The 19,234-nt window shown below is 65.9% G+C and carries 12 protein-coding genes and 1 riboswitch; of the genes, 7 read left to right on the forward strand and 5 right to left on the reverse strand.

Features of this window, described 5'->3' with window-relative positions; all coding sequences use genetic code 11:
• Nucleotides 1-118 precede the first annotated feature (118 nt).
• Nucleotides 119-2,644 carry a cyclic nucleotide-binding domain-containing protein gene (locus tag L858_RS0114650; RefSeq protein ID WP_022683908.1) on the reverse strand — a complete coding sequence of 842 codons (2,526 nt, stop codon included), beginning with the start codon at nucleotides 2,642-2,644 and terminating at the stop codon, nucleotides 119-121.
• A gap of 169 nt (nucleotides 2,645-2,813) precedes the next feature.
• On the opposite strand from L858_RS0114650, the gene L858_RS0114655 reads away from it, so the two are divergent.
• Nucleotides 2,814-3,713, forward strand: coding sequence for a TPR domain-containing protein (locus L858_RS0114655; protein WP_028056165.1), 900 nt, complete (start codon nucleotides 2,814-2,816; stop codon nucleotides 3,711-3,713).
• Nucleotides 3,714-3,778: 65 nt separating this feature from the next.
• A riboswitch (cobalamin riboswitch) is annotated at nucleotides 3,779-4,020 on the forward strand.
• A gap of 181 nt (nucleotides 4,021-4,201) precedes the next feature.
• Nucleotides 4,202-6,223, forward strand: a complete 2,022-nt coding sequence (locus L858_RS0114660; RefSeq protein WP_022683910.1) for a TonB-dependent receptor — start codon at nucleotides 4,202-4,204, stop codon at nucleotides 6,221-6,223.
• On the opposite strand, the gene L858_RS0114665 is transcribed toward L858_RS0114660, so the two are convergent.
• Both L858_RS0114665 and L858_RS0114670 read right to left on the reverse strand, forming a co-directional pair.
• Nucleotides 6,213-7,073 (reverse strand): oxygenase MpaB family protein, encoded by an 861-nt coding sequence (locus L858_RS0114665; RefSeq protein WP_022683911.1) that lies wholly within the window; start codon nucleotides 7,071-7,073, stop codon nucleotides 6,213-6,215. The genes L858_RS0114660 and L858_RS0114665 overlap by 11 nt on opposite strands.
• Before the next feature lie 49 nt (nucleotides 7,074-7,122).
• Nucleotides 7,123-10,518 carry an acyl-[ACP]--phospholipid O-acyltransferase gene (locus tag L858_RS0114670; RefSeq protein WP_022683912.1) on the reverse strand — a complete coding sequence of 1,132 codons (3,396 nt, stop codon included), beginning with the start codon at nucleotides 10,516-10,518 and terminating at the stop codon, nucleotides 7,123-7,125.
• A gap of 129 nt (nucleotides 10,519-10,647) precedes the next feature.
• Here L858_RS0114670 and L858_RS0114675 point away from each other — a divergent pair, with 129 nt between their 5' ends.
• Nucleotides 10,648-11,247 carry a TetR/AcrR family transcriptional regulator gene (locus L858_RS0114675; protein ID WP_022683913.1) on the forward strand — a complete coding sequence of 200 codons (600 nt, stop codon included), beginning with the start codon at nucleotides 10,648-10,650 and terminating at the stop codon, nucleotides 11,245-11,247.
• Between the two features lie 71 nt (nucleotides 11,248-11,318).
• Nucleotides 11,319-11,495 (forward strand): hypothetical protein, encoded by a 177-nt coding sequence (locus L858_RS22010; protein ID WP_022683914.1) that lies wholly within the window; start codon nucleotides 11,319-11,321, stop codon nucleotides 11,493-11,495.
• 98 nt (nucleotides 11,496-11,593) lie between these two features.
• Here the strand turns inward: L858_RS22010 and ilvD are convergent, their stop codons facing one another.
• On the reverse strand, nucleotides 11,594-13,447 hold the full coding sequence (gene ilvD / locus L858_RS0114685) for a dihydroxy-acid dehydratase (RefSeq protein WP_022683915.1): 1,854 nt from the start codon (nucleotides 13,445-13,447) through the stop codon (nucleotides 11,594-11,596).
• 115 nt (nucleotides 13,448-13,562) lie between these two features.
• Entirely contained in the window at nucleotides 13,563-14,360 is a 798-nt protein-coding gene (locus L858_RS0114690) for a DUF2189 domain-containing protein (protein ID WP_022683916.1), read from the reverse strand.
• A 259-nt stretch (nucleotides 14,361-14,619) separates the two neighbouring features.
• Here L858_RS0114690 and L858_RS0114695 point away from each other — a divergent pair, with 259 nt between their 5' ends.
• The 3 genes from L858_RS0114695 (at nucleotide 14,620) to L858_RS0114705 (ending at nucleotide 18,925) form a co-directional block, all read left to right on the forward strand.
• A complete protein-coding gene (locus tag L858_RS0114695) occupies nucleotides 14,620-15,315 on the forward strand; it encodes an HAD family hydrolase (RefSeq protein WP_022683917.1) in 696 nt (231 codons plus the stop codon).
• Nucleotides 15,316-15,487: 172 nt separating this feature from the next.
• The gene (locus L858_RS0114700) at nucleotides 15,488-17,845 is read left to right on the forward strand and encodes a hypothetical protein (protein WP_081643369.1); all 2,358 of its coding nucleotides are present in this window, start codon (nucleotides 15,488-15,490) and stop codon (nucleotides 17,843-17,845) included.
• A gap of 60 nt (nucleotides 17,846-17,905) precedes the next feature.
• A complete protein-coding gene (locus L858_RS0114705; protein WP_022683919.1) occupies nucleotides 17,906-18,925 on the forward strand; it encodes an aldo/keto reductase in 1,020 nt (339 codons plus the stop codon).
• The last annotated feature ends 309 nt before the right edge of the window (nucleotides 18,926-19,234 follow it).

Raw genomic sequence — 19,234 nt, forward strand, 5'->3', positions numbered from 1 at the left:
CCGTCATCCCCGCGGAGGCGGGGATCCATCTCCCCACCGTTCCCCCTGGCGCTTCTTGCGGGAGATGGATTCCCGCTTCGGCGGGAATGACAGATTTATTTTGCGCTAAGTAAGGCATTTAATTCGCTTGCCCATCAAGCCGGGCCACGGTCAGGAAATCCTCCGGCGAGACGCGGATCGCGGCCCCCGTCGGACAGGCGCGCACGCAGGCGGGGCCGCCGTCGATGCCCGAGCACATGTCGCACTTGATCGCCTTCTTCGGCTTTTCGACACCCGGCTCGGCGTTCTTATAGCGCCATTTCTTCGACGGCTCGCCGGGGCCGGGGCCTTGCCCAAAGAACATCCAGCTGAGCAGGCCTGGCTTTTTCGGCGGCACGCTGTCCATGCGAATCACGCCATAGGGGCAGTTGCGCTGACAATTGCCGCAGCCGATGCAGGTCTCGTCGATGAAGACTTCGCCGTCGGACCCCCGATGGATGGCGTTGGGCGGGCAGTCGGCCATGCAGTGCGGATGCTCGCAATGGCGGCAGCTGGTGGGGACGTGCAGGTGCGCATAGGTGCGCCCGGCCTCGCGGTCGAGGCGGGACAGGCCCTCATGACTGTCGGCGCAGGCTTTCTCGCAATTGTCGCAGCCGACGCAGAGATGTTCGTCGATCAGGAGCACGTCGGTCGCTTCGCCGATGCCGTTGTCGACCAGGAATTTGGCCGTCTCCGAATACATGTCAACGACGGTGGAGAAGCTGTCCTTGCGGCTTTCGATGAAGGCGTTGACGTCCTGCCGCGCCGCCATGTCGCGGCGGGCGCGTTCGAGCAGGGCGGGCTTGGCGGCCATCAGCCTGGCAAAGGCGTCGCCGTTCAGCCGGATGACTTCGGACTTGACCGTCGCCTTCACCGTCGCGGTGCGCGGGCCGCCGGCGATCAACGCCATTTCCCCGACATAGGAACCGGCGGGGAGGTAGGAGAGAAAGACGTTTTTGCCGCCGATCTTCTTCTCCACGATCATTGATCCCACGCGGATGACATAGATGTCGGTGCCAAGGTCGCCTTCGGTGAGGATCGCCTCGCCTGCCTTGACCGTCTGGATTTCGGCGCTGTCGAGCACTTCGGAAAGGTCGGCCGGGGTGAGGCCCGCGCCGAACATCTGGAGCAGTTGCCGCTCGGTCGAGATGCGGGTGATGGCGCGCTTGGCCGGCGGATTGGAGGACATGAGCTTCAGCGCCGCGCTGCGCGACACCTCCACCATGATCGAGTCCGTGCCCGCGCGCACGGTCGAGCCGCGGCGCCGGCCGGATATAAGCCCGACTTCGCCGAAGATGCTCCCCGCAGCGATGGGGACATTGGCCCTCGGCGCGACCTCCACCAGCGCCTGCCCCGTGGCGATGCCGAACAGCGAGGAGCCGGCGTCATGCTTTTCGAAGATCGTCTCACCGGCGCGATAGGCGCGGACCTCGCTGTCGAGCATGAACTCGCGCATCTGCAAGGGCGAGAGGCCCTCCAGGATGGAGACGTTGGTGCGCAGATACTCCAGCCATTCCGCAACGCTCCTCTTCTCGGGCAAGCTCGCGAACTTGGCGGCCAGGATCGGTTCGTCGGCGGGCTTCAGGTCGCGATTGCCGTTGATATATTCAACGACGTCATAGCCCTGGTTCATGCAGTGCTTGATCAGCGGATAGCCCGCCAGCGCGCCGATGACGAAGATGCCGGGCGCCGTGCTTTCGAACACCGGGGACAATTTGGGGAAGGCAAGCCGGTCGCCGCTGGTAAACTCGATGCCGCAGCTTTCGACAAAGCCGCGCGGCGGGGCCGAGCCCATGCGCGCGATGATGCGGTCGCATTTCAGCTTCACCTCGCCATCGCGGCTGTCGAGGGTGATGAAGCCCGGCTCGATCTTCGCGGTGGTGGATTCGGTCATGATGCTGAGCCGCCCTGCCTCGGCGGCGGCCATCAGCCCCTTGACGTTGGCGGGTTTGGCGCTGGCGAACTCGGTCGACCGGTTGAGGATGGTGACGACATTGCCCTGCGCCTCGTCGGCGGCGAGGCCCATGGCGTTTTCGATGCCCGCGTCGCCCGTGCCGACGATGAAGATGTGCTCGTCATTATATTCGGCCGGATCGTCGAGCTGATATTGCACATGGGGCAGCTCCGCGCCGGGCACGCGCATCAGGTTGGGGTTGCCCTGCGTGCCGATCGCCATGATGACGGCGTCGGCGATGACTTCGCGCCCGTCGCTCAGCGTCAGGCGGTAGGGCGGGGCGAGGCGCTGGATTTCCTTGATGTCGGTGGAGCCGTCCCGCTTGCGCTCCACGATCTTCTGGATGGAGCCGGGAATGGGATCGCCGGTGCCGGTGATCGCCTTGACCTCGGCATGAAAGGCGACGTTGATGCCCTGCGCGGCGGCCTGTTCGTTCCAGCGGCCGAGGATCGCCTCGCGCTTGCCGGCTTCGAAATCGCAGTCGGAGCGAAGCACGAGCTGGCTGGGCGTCGCCATCACATGCTTGCCCTTCTGATATTTGAAGATTGTGTCGGAGAGGTGATCCGTCTTCTCGATCAGCAGATGCGACAGGCCCAGCTGCGCCGCGCGCGCGGCCGCGCTCAGCCCCGCCGGCCCCGATCCGACGATCGCGATACGCACGCGCTCAGTCACTTCAACCCCCCTGTTTACGCCCCTCAGCCCCTGACTTTTCCACTTGTCGACGGGTACCGAGGGGCTAAGCCCCGGACCCTCTTATCATTTCCGTCGCGCTGCGCTAGACGGCACTTGGGTTAAAGGGAGCCGATCGAAAGTGAGTTGGGGCACGGGGCGCATCCTGCTGATGGGGGCTGTCGGGATCGCGGCGGTATCGATCGGCTATAATGTCATGCAAAAGCCGTCCGAGGCGGGCGATCCGGCCGCTGCCTCGCCCGTGCCGCCGCTCGCGCAGGCCTCTGACCCGGAAGCGGCCATTCGCGCGCTTCAGGACCGAGTGGGCGCCAACCCCAATGATGCGGAAGGGTGGCAGACGCTCGGCTGGGCCTATTTCGAGAGCGGGCGTCACGCCGACGCGGTGCGCGCCTATCGCCGAGCGACGAAGCTGGTGCCGGGCAACGCGACCTTCTGGTCATCGCTCGGCGAAGCGGTCGTGATGGCGAGCGAGCATGACCCGATGCCGAAGGAAGCATCCGACGCCTTCGACCGCGCGATCCGGCTGGACCCGAAGGAACCGCGGGCCCGCTATTTCCTCGCTGTCCGCAAGGATCTGGCGAAGGATCATGAAGGCGCGATCGGCGACTGGCTTGCGCTGCTCGCCGACACGCCGCCCGGCGCTCCATGGGAAGCGGACCTGCGCCGCACGATCGAGCAGGTGGGCAGGATCAACGATATCGAAGTCAAGCAGCGGCTGGCGGCCGTGAAGCCCACCGCGCCGCATCCCGCCATGGGATCGGTCGCGACGGCGGCGATCCCCGGACCCTCGCGCGAGCAGATGCAGGCCGCCTCGCAACTGCCCAAGGGCCAGCAGGACGCGATGATAGAGGGGATGGTTTCGGGTCTGGAGGCCAAGCTCAAGGCCAATCCCGCCAATGTCGACGGCTGGATCATGCTGATGCGCAGCCGCATGACGCTGGGCGAAACGGCAAAGGCGAGCGCTGCTTATCAGGCCGCACGCACCGCAAACCCTGCCCAGGCGGCGCGCATCGCGGACGAGGCGCGGCTGCTGGGCGTACCCGGCGCCTGATCAGATTGGGTCTTCCCATCCGCTGCCGCACCGCCTAAGAACGGCTGCGAAACGGCTTACCAGCCGTTTCGCAAGATCGCGCCGGTGCCCCGAAAGGGGCTTCAAAGGGAATGGGGTGAGGGGGCCTGAGCGCCGCCAAATCCCCGGCTGTCCCTGCAACTGTAAGCGGTGAGCGAGACGCATATCGATCCTTTCAAGGAAGAGGGTCAGTCACTGGGCCGGACGCTAAATCCTGCGAGGCCTGGGAAGGCCATGCCTCGAGCGATGACCCGCAAGCCAGGAAACCTGCCGGCGTCTGGTCGCTCATGCCTGGGTCCAGGGGATGGCCGCGGCACGGTGAATTCCGTCTGAGCGACGAACGAGCGGTGGGGGCCGCTCCGGTTCGCGTGGGCGGCCGCTGATGGCGTCCGGCCGTCGGCGCGCGCCGGCTGTCGTTCTGGACGGCGCGCCTCCACCGGCAGTCGCATGACGCCGGGGAATGAAAAGACATGATACGCACATTTTTAGCGCTCTGCCTTGCCTCGGGCATTACGAGCACGGCCGCCGCGCAGGACGCGCCCGCGCCGTCTGCCGAGGAGGCAGAGGCGAGCGCAAACACGATCATCGTGTTCGGTCGGGGCGAAGCGAAGATCGGCCTCGCCCATGCCGCGAGCGAGGGGAGCGTCGGCGGGGCCGATCTGCTCGTCCGCCCGCTGCTGCGCGTCGCCGAACTGCTGGAGGCGGTGCCGGGCATGATCGCGGCGCAGCATTCGGGCAGCGGCAAGGCCAATCAATATTTCCTGCGCGGCTTCAACCTCGACCATGGGTCCGACTTCACCACCTATATCGACGGCGTGCAGATGAACCTGCGCAGCCACGGCCACGGGCAGGGTTATCTCGACCTCAACGGCCTCATCCCCGAAACCGTCGGGCGGGAGGATTTCCGCAAAGGCCCCTATCGCGCCGACGGCGGCGACTTCGCGCTGGCGGGCGCAGCCTATATGACGACGATCGACGGCTTCGCGCGCCCTTGGATTGCGGCGGAGGGCGGCTCCTACGACTGGCGCAGGGTCGCGGCGGGCGGCACGCTGCACGGCCTTGGCGCAGGCGACCTGACGCTGGTGGCGCAGGCCAAGGGCTATGACGGACCCTGGCAGCAGCCTGAGCGGCTACGCCATTATAGCGGCTTTGCCAAATATGCGGTGCCGGCCGGCGAGGGGAAGCTGGAGGCGACGCTCCACGCCTATCGCGCGACCTGGCGCCCGACCGAGCAGATCCCCGAGCGGGCGATCGGCTCCGCTGCCTGTCCCGACATCTTCTGCTCGCCCGATCCGACGGCGCGCGGCGCGACCACGCGGATCGTCGGCAATCTGGCGGTGACGCAGCCGACATGGCGCGCCAACGCCTATGTGCAATTTTACGACTGGGCGATGTATTCCAACCCGACCTATGCCGACCCCGACGGCAACAGCGCGCAGATCCGCCAGTTCGACCGCCGCTGGATCGCCGGGGTCACGGCCGAAAAGCGCTGGAGCGTCACGCCGACCCTCACCGCGGCCATCGGCACGGAGAACCGCTACGACCATATCGGCGATGTCGGCGTGTCGCGGACGGCCAACCGCCAGTTCCTTTTCTCGCTCGGCCGCTATCATGTGGAGGAGGCGTCGGCGGCACTCTATGGCGAGGCGACGTGGCGCCCGCTCGCCGGCCTGCGGCTGACGGGCGGCCTGCGCGGCGACACTTATCACTATGCCGTCCGCGCGAAGGATGCGGTCAGCGCAGCGCTGGGTACCGGCAGCGGCGACGACGCGATGCTCTCGCCCAAGGCGTCGATGGCCTATCAGCCGGCACCATGGCTGGAGCTTTACGCCAATTGGGGCCGCGGCTTCCACAGCAACGACGTGCGCGGTGCGGTAAATGTCGACACGCCCGTCCCCGTGCTGGTACGCGGCACCGGCAAGGAACTGGGTGGCCGGGTCCAGTTCGGCAGCTTCTCGCTCACCGCGACCTATTGGTGGCTGAACGTCGGCAGCGAACTGCGCTTCGTGGGGGACAGCAACGCGGTGGAGCCGACCGGCGCCAGCAAGCGGCGCGGCTATGAACTGGTCGCCTTCTGGCGGCCGCTGCCCTGGCTGGCGCTCGACGGCAACTACACCGCCAGCCATTCGCGCTACGACAATGGCGATCGTATCCCCAACGCCTTCGAGAACGCCGCGTCGGCCGGAGCGGCCATCATCCTCGACCCGTGGGAGGCGAGCATTCGCCTGCGCCATCTCGGCCCCTATCCGCTGATCGAGGACAACAGCGTCCGCGACAAGGGCAGCACCGTGGTCAACGCGCGCGCCGCCTGGAAGGGGAAGCGCGTGGAGATTTACGGCGAACTGCTCAACATCTTCAACAGTCGGGACAAGGACATCGCCTATCAGTATGAATCATACCTGCCCGCTTTCGACGCCGCCCCGGTGGAGGGCCGCCTCAGCCGCGTGATGGAGCCGCGCACGCTGCGCATCGGGGCAAAGCTCAACTTCTGACCCCGCCCTCCTGCCGAAAGGCCCAACGCACGGTGTGGGCGAGCGCGAAGGCGCCCGCCCGTGTGACGGGAGCCGAGAAGGGCAGCAGGCTCAGCCCATGCATCCGTCTCGCCCAGCGTGGCAGCATGGCGACCGAAGCCTGCATCAGCACTTTCTGCACCGGGGCGAGGGCGAGCGAGGGGGCGGGCTGGTCAAGCACCATGCGCGCCACCTCCCGCGTCCGCTCATCCGCCTTGAGTTCGGGGCGGAAGCGCGTCATCAACCCCTCCGCCTGGGCCCGGCTTTGCGGCACAGGATCAGCTCCCAGCGCCCGCGCCACCAGCGCCGCCTGCGCGAAATAGCGATCCTGATCGGCACGCGACATGGCGGGTTCGGCAAAGGCGATCCACGCGTCGAGGAAACTCACCGCCTCGCACACATGCACCCAGGCGAGCAGCGCGGGATCATTGGCGGCATAGGGCGTGCCATCGCTCAGCGTGCCGCGCACCTGCTCATGCACTTGCCGGACGCGCGCAATGGCCGCGTCCGCCTCCGCCCGGTCGGCATAGCTGGTGACCGCAATGAAGCGGGCCGTGCGCCGCAGCCGCCCCAGCATGTCGTCGCGAAAGCGGCTATGCTCCCAAATTCCTGCCAGCGCCGCCGGGTGCAGCATCTGCAGCAGCAGCGCCGACACGCCGCCGATCATCATCGCCGTGACATCGCCATGGACGCGCCGGATCACCGCGCCGCGCGGATAGAGCGCATTGTCGGACGGCACGACCGGCCGCTCGCCCTTTGTCCGGTCGTTGAAGACGCCGCGCACCTGATCGACCAGCAGGCTGCGCGGTATATCGAGGATGGCGGATCGCATGGCCACGGCTTGGTCCCGGTGGCGCACCGGCTTCGCTTGTCGAAGCCTGTCAGGATGCAGCCAGTTCCGTCATGGACGCATAATCGGTCTTTCCGGTTCCCAGCACCGGCAGCGCTTCGATCACCCTGATCTCGCGCGGGATGGAAAGCTCGGTCACGCCATGCGTCTTGCACCAGGCCTGAAGCGCCGCCGCCCCAGCATCGCGGCGGGTCGTGAACAGCACCAGCTGCTCCCCCTTGCGCGGGTCGGGGCGGGTGACGACGGCATGCTCGGCGTCAGGCCAGAGCGCGGAGGCATAGCCCTCCACTGCAGGCAACGACACCATCTCACCGCCGATCTTGGCAAAGCGTTTCGCCCGCCCACGAATCGTCACGAACCCGGCGTCATCGATCGTCACGATGTCGCCGGTATCGTGCCAGCCTTCCTCCGGCGGTTGCAGCAGGCCGGGCGCATCCGCCTTCAGATAGCCGGCCATGATGTTCGGCCCCCGGATCGACAGCCGCCCGCCCTCGCTGATGCCCGGCACATCGTCCAGCCGGGCCTCGACGCCGGGGAGCAGCCGCCCGACCGAGCCCGCGCGGAAGTGCATCGGCGTGTTGACCGCGATCACCGGTCCCGCCTCGGTCGCGCCATATCCTTCCAGGATGCGCAGCCCGAACTTCTCGGCATAGGCCTTGCGGGTTTCATCGCGCACCCGCTCGGCGCCGGCGAAGATATAGCGCAGCGAGTAGAAGTCATAGCCATGCGCCATCCGCGCATAGCCCGACAGGAAAGTGTCGGTGCCGAACAGGATCGTCGCATTGGCGTCATAGGCGAGCGCAGGCACGATCCGATAGTGCAGCGGGCTGGGGTAAAGCAGCGTCTTCACGCCATGGAAGATCGGCAGCAGCGTGCCGCCGGTCAGGCCGAAGCTATGGAATACCGGCAGCGCGTTCAGCACCACGTCGGCGGAGTTGAAGTCGATCCGCGCGGCCAGCTGGCGGCAGTTGGAAAGGAGGTTGCGGTGCGTCAGCACCACGCCCTTGGGCAGCCCCTCCGATCCGCTGGTGAAGAGGATGACGGCCGGCGCATCGGGTGAAATGCGGAGCCGCCTATGGCTGCGTGCGGCAAAGCGGCTGGCGATCAGCGCGCGCACCTTGGCGCCGGTGCCGATCGTCGCGCCGACATCCTCCAGCCATAGGATGCGCACGCCCTCCGCTTCCAGTCCGGCAATGATATCGCCGAGCTTGCCTTGCTCGACAAAGGCGCGCGCCGTGATGATCGTGCGGATTTCTGCCGCGGCGCAGGCAGCCTTCAGATTGACGAGGCCGGCGGTGAAGTTGAGCATCGCCGGCACCCGGCCGGTCGCTTGCAGCGCGAAGAAGGTCGCGACCACGCCCGCGACATTGGGCAGCAGCACGCCGACCGCCTCGCCCTGCCGCGTCTCGCGGGCCAAGGCGCGGCCCAGCGCCTGTGAACCGATAATCAATCGCTTATAGCTCATCGGCTCGCGCTTCACATCCTCGACCACCTCGGCGCTGGCCCCATGAATATGCTTCGCCTCCAGCAGCGCCTCGAACAGCGTCTGATCGGTGTCCGAGGTTGCGAACATCATCTGGCTCATCTCGTCATACAGACGGCGGCCGGCAATGGCGCGGCGGGCGCGGGCGGTCAGCTCGCCTTCTATGCTGAAGCGGCGGGGCGGCAGGACGGTCAGCCTGATCTTGGGGAAGCGCCGCAGCCGCACCTTGCCGCGCAGGCGGGAGAAGGGCGTGAACTGTGCGCCGTCGATCCGCACCGGGATGATCGGCGCATCGGCCTTGTCCGCGACCATGCCGGGGCCATCGAACACCTTCATCAGCGCGCCGGTCACGGTGATGCGGCCCTCGGGGAAGATCACCAGCGTCCGTCCCTCGCGAACCGCCTTAACCATCGCCTTGGCCGACAGCGGGTTGGTGGGATCGACGGGGAAGGCATCGAACAGGCCGAGGAAGGGCTTGACCCACCAGGCCCGCGCTATCCGAGTGTGCACGGCGAAAGTCGGCTTGCCCGGCAGGAAAGCGGCGAGCAGCAGCCCGTCGAGGAACGACACATGGTTCACCACCACGACCGCCGGCTGGCCGGGCCGCGGCATGTTCTCCGCGCCCTCGACCTCGACCCGATAGCACAGGCGCAACAATCCGCGCGCCGCCGCCTTGATGACGGTTTCGGGCAAGAGCCAGCAGCTGATGAGCGCAACCACCAGAGTCGCAACGCCCATCACGCCGATGACGCCCGGCACGCTCTCGCCGCGCGCCAGCATGGCGGTGACGATCGCGACGACGGCGACCGTGACCGCCGCATTGACGATATTGTTGGCGGCGATGGTGCGCGACCGCTCCTCGCGCGGGCTGTGAGTCTGCAGGATGGCGTAGAGCGGCACGATGAACATGCCGCCGGCAAAGGCGATGCCGACCAGATCGGCGATGATGCGCCAGCTGCCCGCCGAACCGACGAACTCCGCGATGCCCGCGCCCTGATGCGCCGGGACGTAAGCGCTGGTCGAAAGCCACAGGTCGATCATGCAGCCCGCCAGCACCAGCGCGGAGCCGGGCACGAACCGCGCCGAGACTTCGCCGCCCAGCAGCCGGTTGACCAGCATCGACCCGCCCGCGACGCTGAGCGAAAAGATCAGCAGGAAGAAGGTCGCGACCTCCTGCCGCGCCTTCAGTACGCCGCTCACCAGCGGCGCGAATTCCGCGAGCAGCACCGCGCCGACAGCGAAGAACCAGCTGATCCCCAGGATCGAGAGCCACACGCCCCGGCCATGGCGGGCGGCCTTCAGGATGTGCCATGTGCTTTTGAAGATGTTGCGCTCGATCCGCAGGCCCGGAACCACGGTGGGCGCGGGCGGCACGGCAAGGCTGACGAGGAAGCCGAGGCTGGCGAGGCACACCGCGACGACGCCGGCTTCCCATGGCGGGATGACGCCCGCCAGCAACTGGCCCGAAAGGATCGCGAGAAAGGTGCCCGCCTCGATCAGGCCGGTGCCGCCCATGATCTCATGCGCGCCCAGATGCTGGGGCAGGATCGAGAATTTGACCGGGCCGAAAATGGTCGAATGCAGCCCCATCAGGAACAGGCAGGACAGCAGCAGCGGCACCGATTGCAGGTAGAAGCCGGTGACGGCGAGGCTCATGATCACGACTTCCGCCGCCTTCACCGCGCGCACCAGCTTCGCCTTGTCCCACGCGTCGGCCAGCTGTCCGGCGAGCGCGGAGAAGAGGAAATAGGGCAGGATGAAAAGGCCCGTCGCGATCGTCGCCAGCAGTTCCGCCTTGCCGGGCTCAGCCCGGTAGAGGCCGAAATTGGCGAGGAAGAGCAGCGCGAACTTCAGCAGATTGTCGTTGAACGCGCCCAGGAACTGCACGACGAACAATGGCGCGAAACGGCGTTTTCCCAGCAATGACAGATCTGGTGCGGACATGCTTACCCCCTGATGGGCTGTCACCCTTATGCGCCAAAAGTCGACGACATGTTAATGCCTCTAGCATAAATTGAGCACTGTTCAATAAAAGAATTGGACGATGATCATTTCCTTCTCTAGCAATCACTCATGGGACGCCGATCCGATCATAGCAGGAAAGAGCTGGAGGCGCTGATCCTCGTCGAAGGGCATCGCCATATGGCGGAAGTCGGCTTCGCCCGCTTTTCCGCGCGAGAGGTGGCGAAGCGGGTCGGCTATGTCGTGGGAACGCTCTACAATGTGTTCGGGAGCTATGACCGGCTGATCGCCGCGATCAACACGCAGACATTCGACCTCTGGACGGAATGGCTGGAGGAGCGGCTGGCGTCCGATCCGCCTGACCGGATCGCTGCGCTGGTGGCCGGCTATTTCAGCTTTGCGCAGGCCCATGCGAATCTCTGGATGGCGATTTACGACCATCGCATGGTCGAGGACATGCCGATCCCCGACGAGATGGCGGAGCGGCGCGGCATGCTGACGGAGGTGGTCGTGCGCGAGGTCGCCGCCGTCCTGCCGCAAGAGGCACAGCCGCTCGCACCGCGCCTCGCCCGCTCGCTCGTCGCGACCGTTCATGGTCATTGCACCTTCGCGCTCAACGGCAGCTTCGCCTTACTGGGCGAGACGGACCCGCTGGCGATGGCGACTGCGCGGGTCAAGGAGTCGCTGGCGGCGGCGGGAGCGCGTTTCTAAGCCGGGAAAAGAACCAAACCCCGCCTCGTCTGTTCATGCCGCTATGGTTAACGGACAGGAAGGGTGGCGCGATGAACCATGACAGCGATGACGCCGCGTCGGAACGGGCGGAGCTGCATTTCCTCGCCGCTTTGGTCGATGAACTGATGCGCAAGCTGCATATGGCGGGCGTGCTGAATCAGGCGCAGCTAAACGAGATCGAGGACGCGGTGGCCAAGCGCGTCGGCAATGTGCCGCGGGCTTGGTGAAAGCCGCCTCTCGCTCCCGTCCGAGCGCGGCGGACGGCCACCCCTTCAGTTGAGAGAGGGCTTCGAGAGACCCGGCGCGGCGGTTGTAATGGGAGGCCTCAATCCTTCTCGACCTGGCTCACGTCACGCACCGCGCCCTTGGCGGCGTTGGTGGTGAGCGCTGCATAGGCCCGCAGCGCCGGGGAGACGTTGCGCTTCCGGCCGAAGGGCTTCCACGCCTTGGCGCCGCGTGCTTCCATCTCCGCCTTGCGCTCGGCCAGCACCGCATCGTCCACAGCTAGCTCGATCTTGCGGTTCGGAATGTCGATCAGGATCGGGTCGCCGGTCACGACCAGCGCGATCAGTCCCCCTTCCGCCGCTTCGGGCGAGACATGGCCGATCGACAAGCCCGACGTGCCGCCGGAAAAACGCCCGTCCGTGATCAGCGCGCATGCCTTGCCGAGGCCCTTCGACTTCAAATAGCTGGTCGGATAGAGCATTTCCTGCATGCCCGGCCCGCCCTTTGGCCCTTCATAGCGGATGACAACGACGTCGCCCGCCTTCACCTCATTGCCGAGGATGCCCGCGACCGCCGCGTCCTGGCTTTCGTAAACCCGCGCCGTGCCGTGGAAGGTCAGGATGGACTCATCAACGCCCGCCGTCTTCACGATGCAGCCTTCGGGCGCGATATTGCCGAAAAGCACGGCAAGCCCGCCATCCTTGGAGAAGGGATGTTCGGCGCTGCGGATGACGCCGCTAGTCCGATCGGTGTCGAGTTCTTTCCAGCGATTCGACTGGCTGAACGCCACGGTCGTGCGGACGCCGCCCGGCGCGGCCTTGAAGAAGTCCTGCACCGCCGCGCTGTTGGTGCGGCTGATGTCCCAGCGGTTGAGCGCCTCGCCCATCGTCGCGCTGTGGACGGTGGGCAGGCTGTTGTTGATCAGGCCCGCGCGGTCGAGCTGGCCCAGGATCGCCATGATCCCGCCGGCGCGATGGACGTCCTCCATATGCACGTCCTGCTTGGCGGGGGCGACCTTGCAGAGGCACGGAACGCGGCGCGACAGCCGGTCGATGTCGGCCATGGTGAAGTCGACGCCGCCCTCATAGGCGGCGGCAAGCAGGTGCAGCACCGTGTTGGTCGAGCCGCCCATGGCGATGTCGAGGCTCATGGCATTTTCGAACGCCGCGAAACTGGCGATGGAGCGGGGCAGGACGGTGGCGTCCTCCTGCTCATACCAGCGCTTGGCGAGATCGACGATGGTGCGGCCGGCCTCCAGGAACAGCTTTTCACGGTCGGCATGGGTGGCGAGGGTCGAGCCGTTGCCCGGCAGCGACAGGCCCAGCGCCTCGGTCAGGCAGTTCATCGAGTTCGCCGTGAACATGCCCGAGCAGCTGCCGCAGGTGGGGCAGGCCGACCGCTCGATGACCTTCACTTCCTCGTCGGTATAGCTTTCGTCGGCGGCGGCGACCATGGCGTCTACCAGATCGAGCGCGATCGTCTGGCCATGAATGTCCGCCTTGCCCGCTTCCATCGGCCCGCCGGAAACGAAGATCGCCGGGATGTTGAGGCGCATGGCAGCCATCAGCATGCCGGGGGTGATCTTGTCGCAATTCGAAATGCACACCATCGCGTCGGCGGTGTGGGCGTTGACCATATATTCGACGCTGTCGGCGATCAGGTCGCGGCTCGGCAGCGAATAGAGCATGCCGTCATGACCCATGGCGATGCCGTCATCGACCGCGATGGTGTTGAATTCCTTGGCGACGCCGCCCGCCGCCTCGATTTCCCGCGCGACGAGCTGGCCGAGGTCCTTCAGATGGACGTGGCCCGGCACGAATTGGGTGAAGCTGTTGACGACGGCGATGATCGGCTTGCCGAAATCCTCGTCCTTCATGCCGGTGGCGCGCCACAGGCCACGGGCGCCGGCCATGTTGCGGCCATGGGTGCTGGTGCGTGAACGATAATGCGGCATGCTTCTCTTCCTTGGATTCTTCGCGGCGGCCCTTACGCTGTTCTGCCTCTATTGGGAATAGAGTGCGCGGGACCGCCTCTGCCGAAGATAGGAAGGAAAGGCTTTCAAACCAGCCTTATCGCACCACCGCGCGTGTATATAAATGCCAGGTCGCATAGCCGAGCACCGGCAATACCACCGCAAGGCCCACCAGCGCTGGCAGCGCGCCGATGAACAGCATCGCCACGACGATCAGGCCCCAGGCTGCGACCGTCACCGGATTATGCCAGGCCACGCGCATCGAGGTGCGGAGCGCCAGGCCCCAGCTGACCGGTTTGTCCACCGCCATAGGGAAGGACACCACGCTCGCGGCCAATGTCAGCAGTGCGAAGCCGAATCCGACCAGATTGCCGAGTATGATCATCTGCCAGCCCTGCTCCGTGCCGAAGGTCGCGGACAGGAAGGCGCCAACCGAAGCCGTCGATCCCGGCACATTCTCCAGCGTGATATGATAGATGAACCAGGCCGCCGCCATCCACGCCATGAACAGCAGGGCGACGACGCAGGTGAGGTCGAACAGCGCCGATCCTCCCGGCGTGCGGATCACGTCAAGAAAATGCCGCCAGCGTGCGTCCAGGCCGTTTTCACGCCGCCGCGCCAGTTCATAAAAGCCGCTCGCGAAGGCCGGCCCCAGCAGGATCGCGCCAGCAACCAGCGGGAAGATCAGCGGCAGGATCGACATCTGGCTGGCCGACATGATCGCCAGCGCCACGATCACCGGATAGATGAACCCCAGAAAGACGAGATCGCCCCTTTTTGCCAGGAAGTCGTCCCAGCCCTGTCGCAGGGCGATGCGCACATCATCGAAACCGATCGTACGAATGGAAATATCTTCCCCGGCAGGCGCCGCACGGGAGGGATGAGCAATTGCCATGGTTCGCTCTCCTGGCAGGACGCCATGGCACGCTTTTCTTCTGTCCTCTGTCGGGACATGCCCGTCGAAATCGCAACGCGTACAGCCGCGGTGCGGGCGGGCATCTCTCGGCATGAGGGAAGCGCCTCATGGCCAATGGCGCGCATCCTACACCCGGATTGGGGCCCAAGCCAGCACCCTTTTTAACCCATGTGCATCTGTGCCTGCCGCGAATGCAATCGCCAAAGCGGTGCACAATACCCACATGGAAGGCATGAGAATGTCGCCCTTCGCTGCAGCCGAGTCTGCCCGCCTCGCCCGCCCGCTGCCCGATCCGGTCAGGGCGGTCATCTTCGACATGGACGGCACGCTGCTCGATACAGAAGCGTTGCACAAGCGAACCATGGCGCAGGCCAGCGCAGCGCTGGGCTGGCCGCTGACGGAGGAGATGCTGCTCGGCATGGTGGGCATTCCACGGCATGAGAACCGCGAGATGCTTGCCCGTCTGCTTGGTCCGGGCTTTCCGCTGGAACGCTTCTATGCGGAGAGCGATGTGCTGTTCGAAGCGGCGTTGCACGAGGAAGTGCCTTTTCGTCCCGGTGCGCAGGCGGCGCTCGCCGCGATTGCCACGGCGGGCATCCGTATGGCGATCGCCACTTCCACCAGTACACCTTTCGCGCAGGAGCGGCTGGCAAGGGCAGGCATCCTGTCCTGCTTCGACGTGGTGATCACGCGCAATGACGTCGCCCGCGCCAAGCCCGATCCAGAGCCCTATCTGCTCGCGGCGAGCAGGCTGGACGTCGCCGTTCACGACGCGGTGGCGGTGGAGGACAGCTATGCTGGCGTTCGATCGGCGAGCGCGGCCGGAATCCCGACGATCATGGTGCCCGATCTGCTCCCACCGACCGAGCAAGAGCTGCGTGCGGTGACGGCGGTGCTGCCAAGTCTGGATGCGCTTGCGGCGTTGATCCTCTAAAGCCTCCCGCCGCGCCACTCCCGCCACCTGTCGCAATTTTCTTGCGCCTGTTCATCTTATCGGAATGGAGCGGCGGTCAGGGGAATTGGCATTGCGCTTGGGGGAAGGCCGGACAGGAGACATGCGGCTGTCGTTCGCTAAGATGAAATGGAGCGGCGCACTTGGCCGCGCCATGGGGCTCGGTCTGGTATCCCCGCTGACATGGGCTGCCGAAAGCGCACCCTTTGAACTCAGCGGTCCTGCGCTGCGCATCACCGTCACGCGGGGCAGAGAGGTGCTGCCCATCGCGCAGGTACCCACGCTGGCCGAGGGCGACAAGCTGTCGATCAAGGCCGATCTGCCGGAGGATCAGGGCGCGCGCTTCGTGATGCTTTCCGCCTTTTTGCGCGGCGCGACCAATCCGCCGCCCAAAGATTGGATCGGCACCGCCGAAACCTGGAAGAAGAAGGCGAAGGACAACAGCCTGACGCTGACCGTACCCAAGGGTGCGCGCCAGATGACGCTGTTCCTGGTTCCCGACACCGGCGGCGCCGAGGGGGCCATCTCCGACGCCGTGCGCGGCAAGCCCGGCGAGTTCATCCGCGCGACGCAGGAACTTAATCAGGCTTCGCTCGACCGGTCACGGCTCGATGCCTTCATGGCCGCGATCCGCGCGCAGGAAAACAGTCACCCCGAATATCTTCGGTCGGTCGCTCCGGCGCTCGCCCGCAGCCTCTCGATGAAGCTCAATGAGGAATGCCTGTCGAAGGTGGTGGAACTGCAAGCCTCCTGTCTGCTCGACAATCGCGCCTCGCTGGTTCTGTCGGACGTGCACAGCAGTTCGCTGACCGAGACGCTGACCGGCGCGCCCACCGACCTTGCCCTGCAACTGAGTTCGACGCGGGAGGCGGGGGCGGGCTTCTACAGCCCCTATATCGCGGTCGTCCGCGACGTCGCGAAAATCTTTGGTGCGTTCAGCAATCCGGAGTTCGACTATCTGCCGACGCTGGGGTTGCGCCGGGGCGAGGGCCTGTCGCTGCTGCTGAACGCGGCGCCGTCTTTCCAGAAGCCCAAGTCCGTGCTGGTCATCGGCATGCCCGCGATAGAAGCCGACAGCCCGCCCCGCCTGCGCAGCGGCGCCGCTGGCCCGATCTGCGCGGCCCGGCCGGGCGTCGTGTTGCCTGTCGAGGGCGCGCCGCTCATCTATTCGACCGCCTACGCCCGGCAAATGATGGTGAGGCTGACGGCGGCGGGAGGCCAGACGCTCGATCTGCCGGTCGAGCCACGCGCCGATCGCGGCGGCTATGTGCTGCAGGGCGGCGAACCGCTAGCCGAACCCTTTCGGGGTTCGGTGAAGGGGCATCTGTTCGGCCAATGGGGCTTCGAACGCTTCGAGGGCCCGGATTTCGAGCTGCAATTGCCCGGCATGTCTGGTTGGAAACCCGTGGGCGACGCGCCGGCCCTGGTGGTCGGGCGCGACAATGCGCTAACCCTGGCGGGCGAGGCGCCGGCTTGCGTCGAGTCCGTCATTATCCGGCAGGGGGAAGCTCCGCCGCAATCGCTCGGCTGGAAAGTGCAGGGATCGGACAAGCTCGCGCTCACCCTGCCCTTGGTCGATCGCCAGCCGGGGGACATCAGGCTTGAGATCAAATATCAGGGCGTTGCAACCCCATCGGTCCTAGCATTGCAAGCTTATGCTCAGGCGAGCAGGCTCGATCGGCTGCGCATCCATGCCGGCGACACGACAGCGACGCTGTCGGGGCAGCGGCTGGATCAGGTCGAGGCGGTGGAACTGGCCGGCATGCGGCTGTTGCCTGACGGCCTGACTCGTGACGGAACGGTCGACCGCCTGCGGCTGACGACGAAGGGGGAGGGCGCGCCCCTGAAGGTCGGAGACAAGGCAGCGGCCCGCGTTCGGCTTAGGGACGGCCGCTCGGCAAGCCTTACCGCCGTTGTTGAAGACCCCCGGCCACGTGTGACCCTGCTGAGCAAAAGCATCACGCCGGGCGCAGGCGCCGCGCTGACGCTGCCGGGCGAGGATGTGCTGCCCGACGATGGGCGGCTGGTCTTCTCGGTACGGGCCGAACAGGGCGGCGCGCTGCGCCCCGGCGATGCGATCGAAGTGGCGGCAGAGCAGGGGGAGGGTAAATCCGTGCGGCTCTCGAGCGGCTCGCATTGGCGGCTTTCGGCTCCGGGCGTCGGGATAGCCACGTTGGACGCTGGGCTGCTCGCGCCATCGGCAGGGCCGCTGCACTTCCGGCTGGTTCGGGGCGCCGAGGCTGGTGACTGGCAACCGCTCGTGACGCTGGCCCGCCTTCCCCATATAGAGGCAGTGACCTGCGCGCAGGAGAGCTGCACGATCAAGGGCCGCGATCTCTTCCTCATCGACGCGGTGGCGTCCGCGCCCAGCTTCCACAAGGCCACCCCTGTTGCGCAAGGTTTCACTGGTTCGTCCCTCTCCGTCTCCGCACCCCAGGACGGCAAACTTTATATCCGCTTGAGGGACGCGGGGTCGGTGCCCGTGGTTTTGCGCACCGCTCCGGCAGGCTGATGGCTCGGCTGCAGAGGAATTGGGCTGGGATCGCCGTGCCGATGTGACTAAAGCGCGCAGATGAACAGCACATTGCCCACCCGTACACTGGGTCCTCTGACCGTCTCTGCCATCGGCCTTGGCTGCATGAATTTGAGCCACGCCTACCTGCCGCGACCGGAGCCGGAGCAAGCGGAGCGGCTGTTGCTGCATGCGCTCGATCGGGGCGTGACCTTCTTCGACACGGCCGCTCTCTACGGCTTTGGCGCTAACGAGGAATTACTCGGCCGGACGCTAATGCGCCGCCGGAACGAATTCATCCTGGCGAGCAAGTGCGTCCTCGCGGAGATCGACGGCAAGCGCGGGTTGGACGGTTCGCCCCCCGCCATCGCGCGTGTGCTGGAGGATTCGCTGCGCCGCCTCAACACCGACCATATCGACCTTTATTATCTTCATCGGCTGGACCGGAATGTGCCGATCGAGGAGTCGGTCGGCGCGCTCGTCCGCGCGAAGGAGGCGGGCAAGATCGGCGCCATCGGCCTGTCCGAAATGTCGGCGGGGACGTTGCGCCGGGCTCATGCGGTTCATCCGATCGCGGCGATGCAGACGGAATATTCGCCGTGGAGTCGCAATGCCGAAGTGGCGGTGCTGGATGCCTGCGATGAACTGGGCGTGGGTTTCGTGTCTTTTTCGCCCCTCGGGCGCGGGCTGCTGGCTGGCAATGTCGGTCCGGATGGCGTGCTGCAAGGTGATCTCCGTGCAGCCATGCCTCGCTTCCAGCCGCCGCATCTTCAGGCCAATCTGGAACTGGCGGCGCGGCTGCAGGCGCTGGCTGAAGCGGCGGGATGCACTGCCGCACAACTATGTCTCGCATGGGCGCTGTCCCGGCGAGGCTATATCGTGCCAATTCCTGGCACGACCAATATTGCGCATCTTGACGAGGATCTGGCGACATTGTCGCTAGGTCTGTCCGACGACCTCTTCGCGGCGGTAGATGCGATCTTCACCTTTGGCGCGGTGGCGGGGCCTCGCTATTCCGCCGACGCGCAGGCGCAGGTCGACACGGAAACATGGGCTGGCGAGCCGTTGGCCTCACCCTGATTGGGCGTTGGTCCCTGGCCAGCCAGAAAAATTCGCATTTCCTATTTTTCCTGTTGACCGACTCATCCGACGCGCCTAGATGCCACTCCACCGACGCGGTGAGCGCCACTGGTTCTCGCTTCGATCGGTCGCCAACATTACGGACAGCAGTCCCCCGGAACGTAAGGATCGGGGAGCAATCGCTGTCCGCTCCGATGTTTGGTGAAGCTCTTTGACATTGTTAGTATGATGAAGGGACATGTGGGCGGCGGCCCTGGGTTCTTGTGGCTTCTAGGCACAAGCAGCTCAGTTAAATCAGCCATCCTCACA

It is taken from the genome of Sphingobium bisphenolivorans (genome assembly GCF_000412635.1).
Taxonomy (GTDB): Bacteria; Pseudomonadota; Alphaproteobacteria; order Sphingomonadales; family Sphingomonadaceae; genus Sphingobium; species Sphingobium bisphenolivorans.

Bases quoted from the DNA above. Each gene is read 5' to 3' on its own strand.
- L858_RS0114655 (WP_028056165.1), top strand. From the start codon at position 2,814: ATGGGGGCTGTCGGGATCGCGGCGGTATCGATCGGCTATAATGTCATG.
- L858_RS0114660 (WP_022683910.1), top strand. From the start codon at position 4,202: ATGATACGCACATTTTTAGCGCTCTGCCTTGCCTCGGGCATTACGAGC.
- L858_RS0114665 (WP_022683911.1), bottom strand. From the start codon at position 7,073: ATGCGATCCGCCATCCTCGATATACCGCGCAGCCTGCTGGTCGATCAG.
- L858_RS0114670 (WP_022683912.1), bottom strand. From the start codon at position 10,518: ATGTCCGCACCAGATCTGTCATTGCTGGGAAAACGCCGTTTCGCGCCA.
- L858_RS0114675 (WP_022683913.1), top strand. From the start codon at position 10,648: ATGGGACGCCGATCCGATCATAGCAGGAAAGAGCTGGAGGCGCTGATC.
- L858_RS22010 (WP_022683914.1), top strand. From the start codon at position 11,319: ATGAACCATGACAGCGATGACGCCGCGTCGGAACGGGCGGAGCTGCAT.
- ilvD (WP_022683915.1), bottom strand. From the start codon at position 13,447: ATGCCGCATTATCGTTCACGCACCAGCACCCATGGCCGCAACATGGCC.
- L858_RS0114690 (WP_022683916.1), bottom strand. From the start codon at position 14,360: ATGGCAATTGCTCATCCCTCCCGTGCGGCGCCTGCCGGGGAAGATATT.
- L858_RS0114695 (WP_022683917.1), top strand. From the start codon at position 14,620: ATGTCGCCCTTCGCTGCAGCCGAGTCTGCCCGCCTCGCCCGCCCGCTG.
- L858_RS0114700 (WP_081643369.1), top strand. From the start codon at position 15,488: ATGGGGCTCGGTCTGGTATCCCCGCTGACATGGGCTGCCGAAAGCGCA.
- L858_RS0114705 (WP_022683919.1), top strand. From the start codon at position 17,906: ATGAACAGCACATTGCCCACCCGTACACTGGGTCCTCTGACCGTCTCT.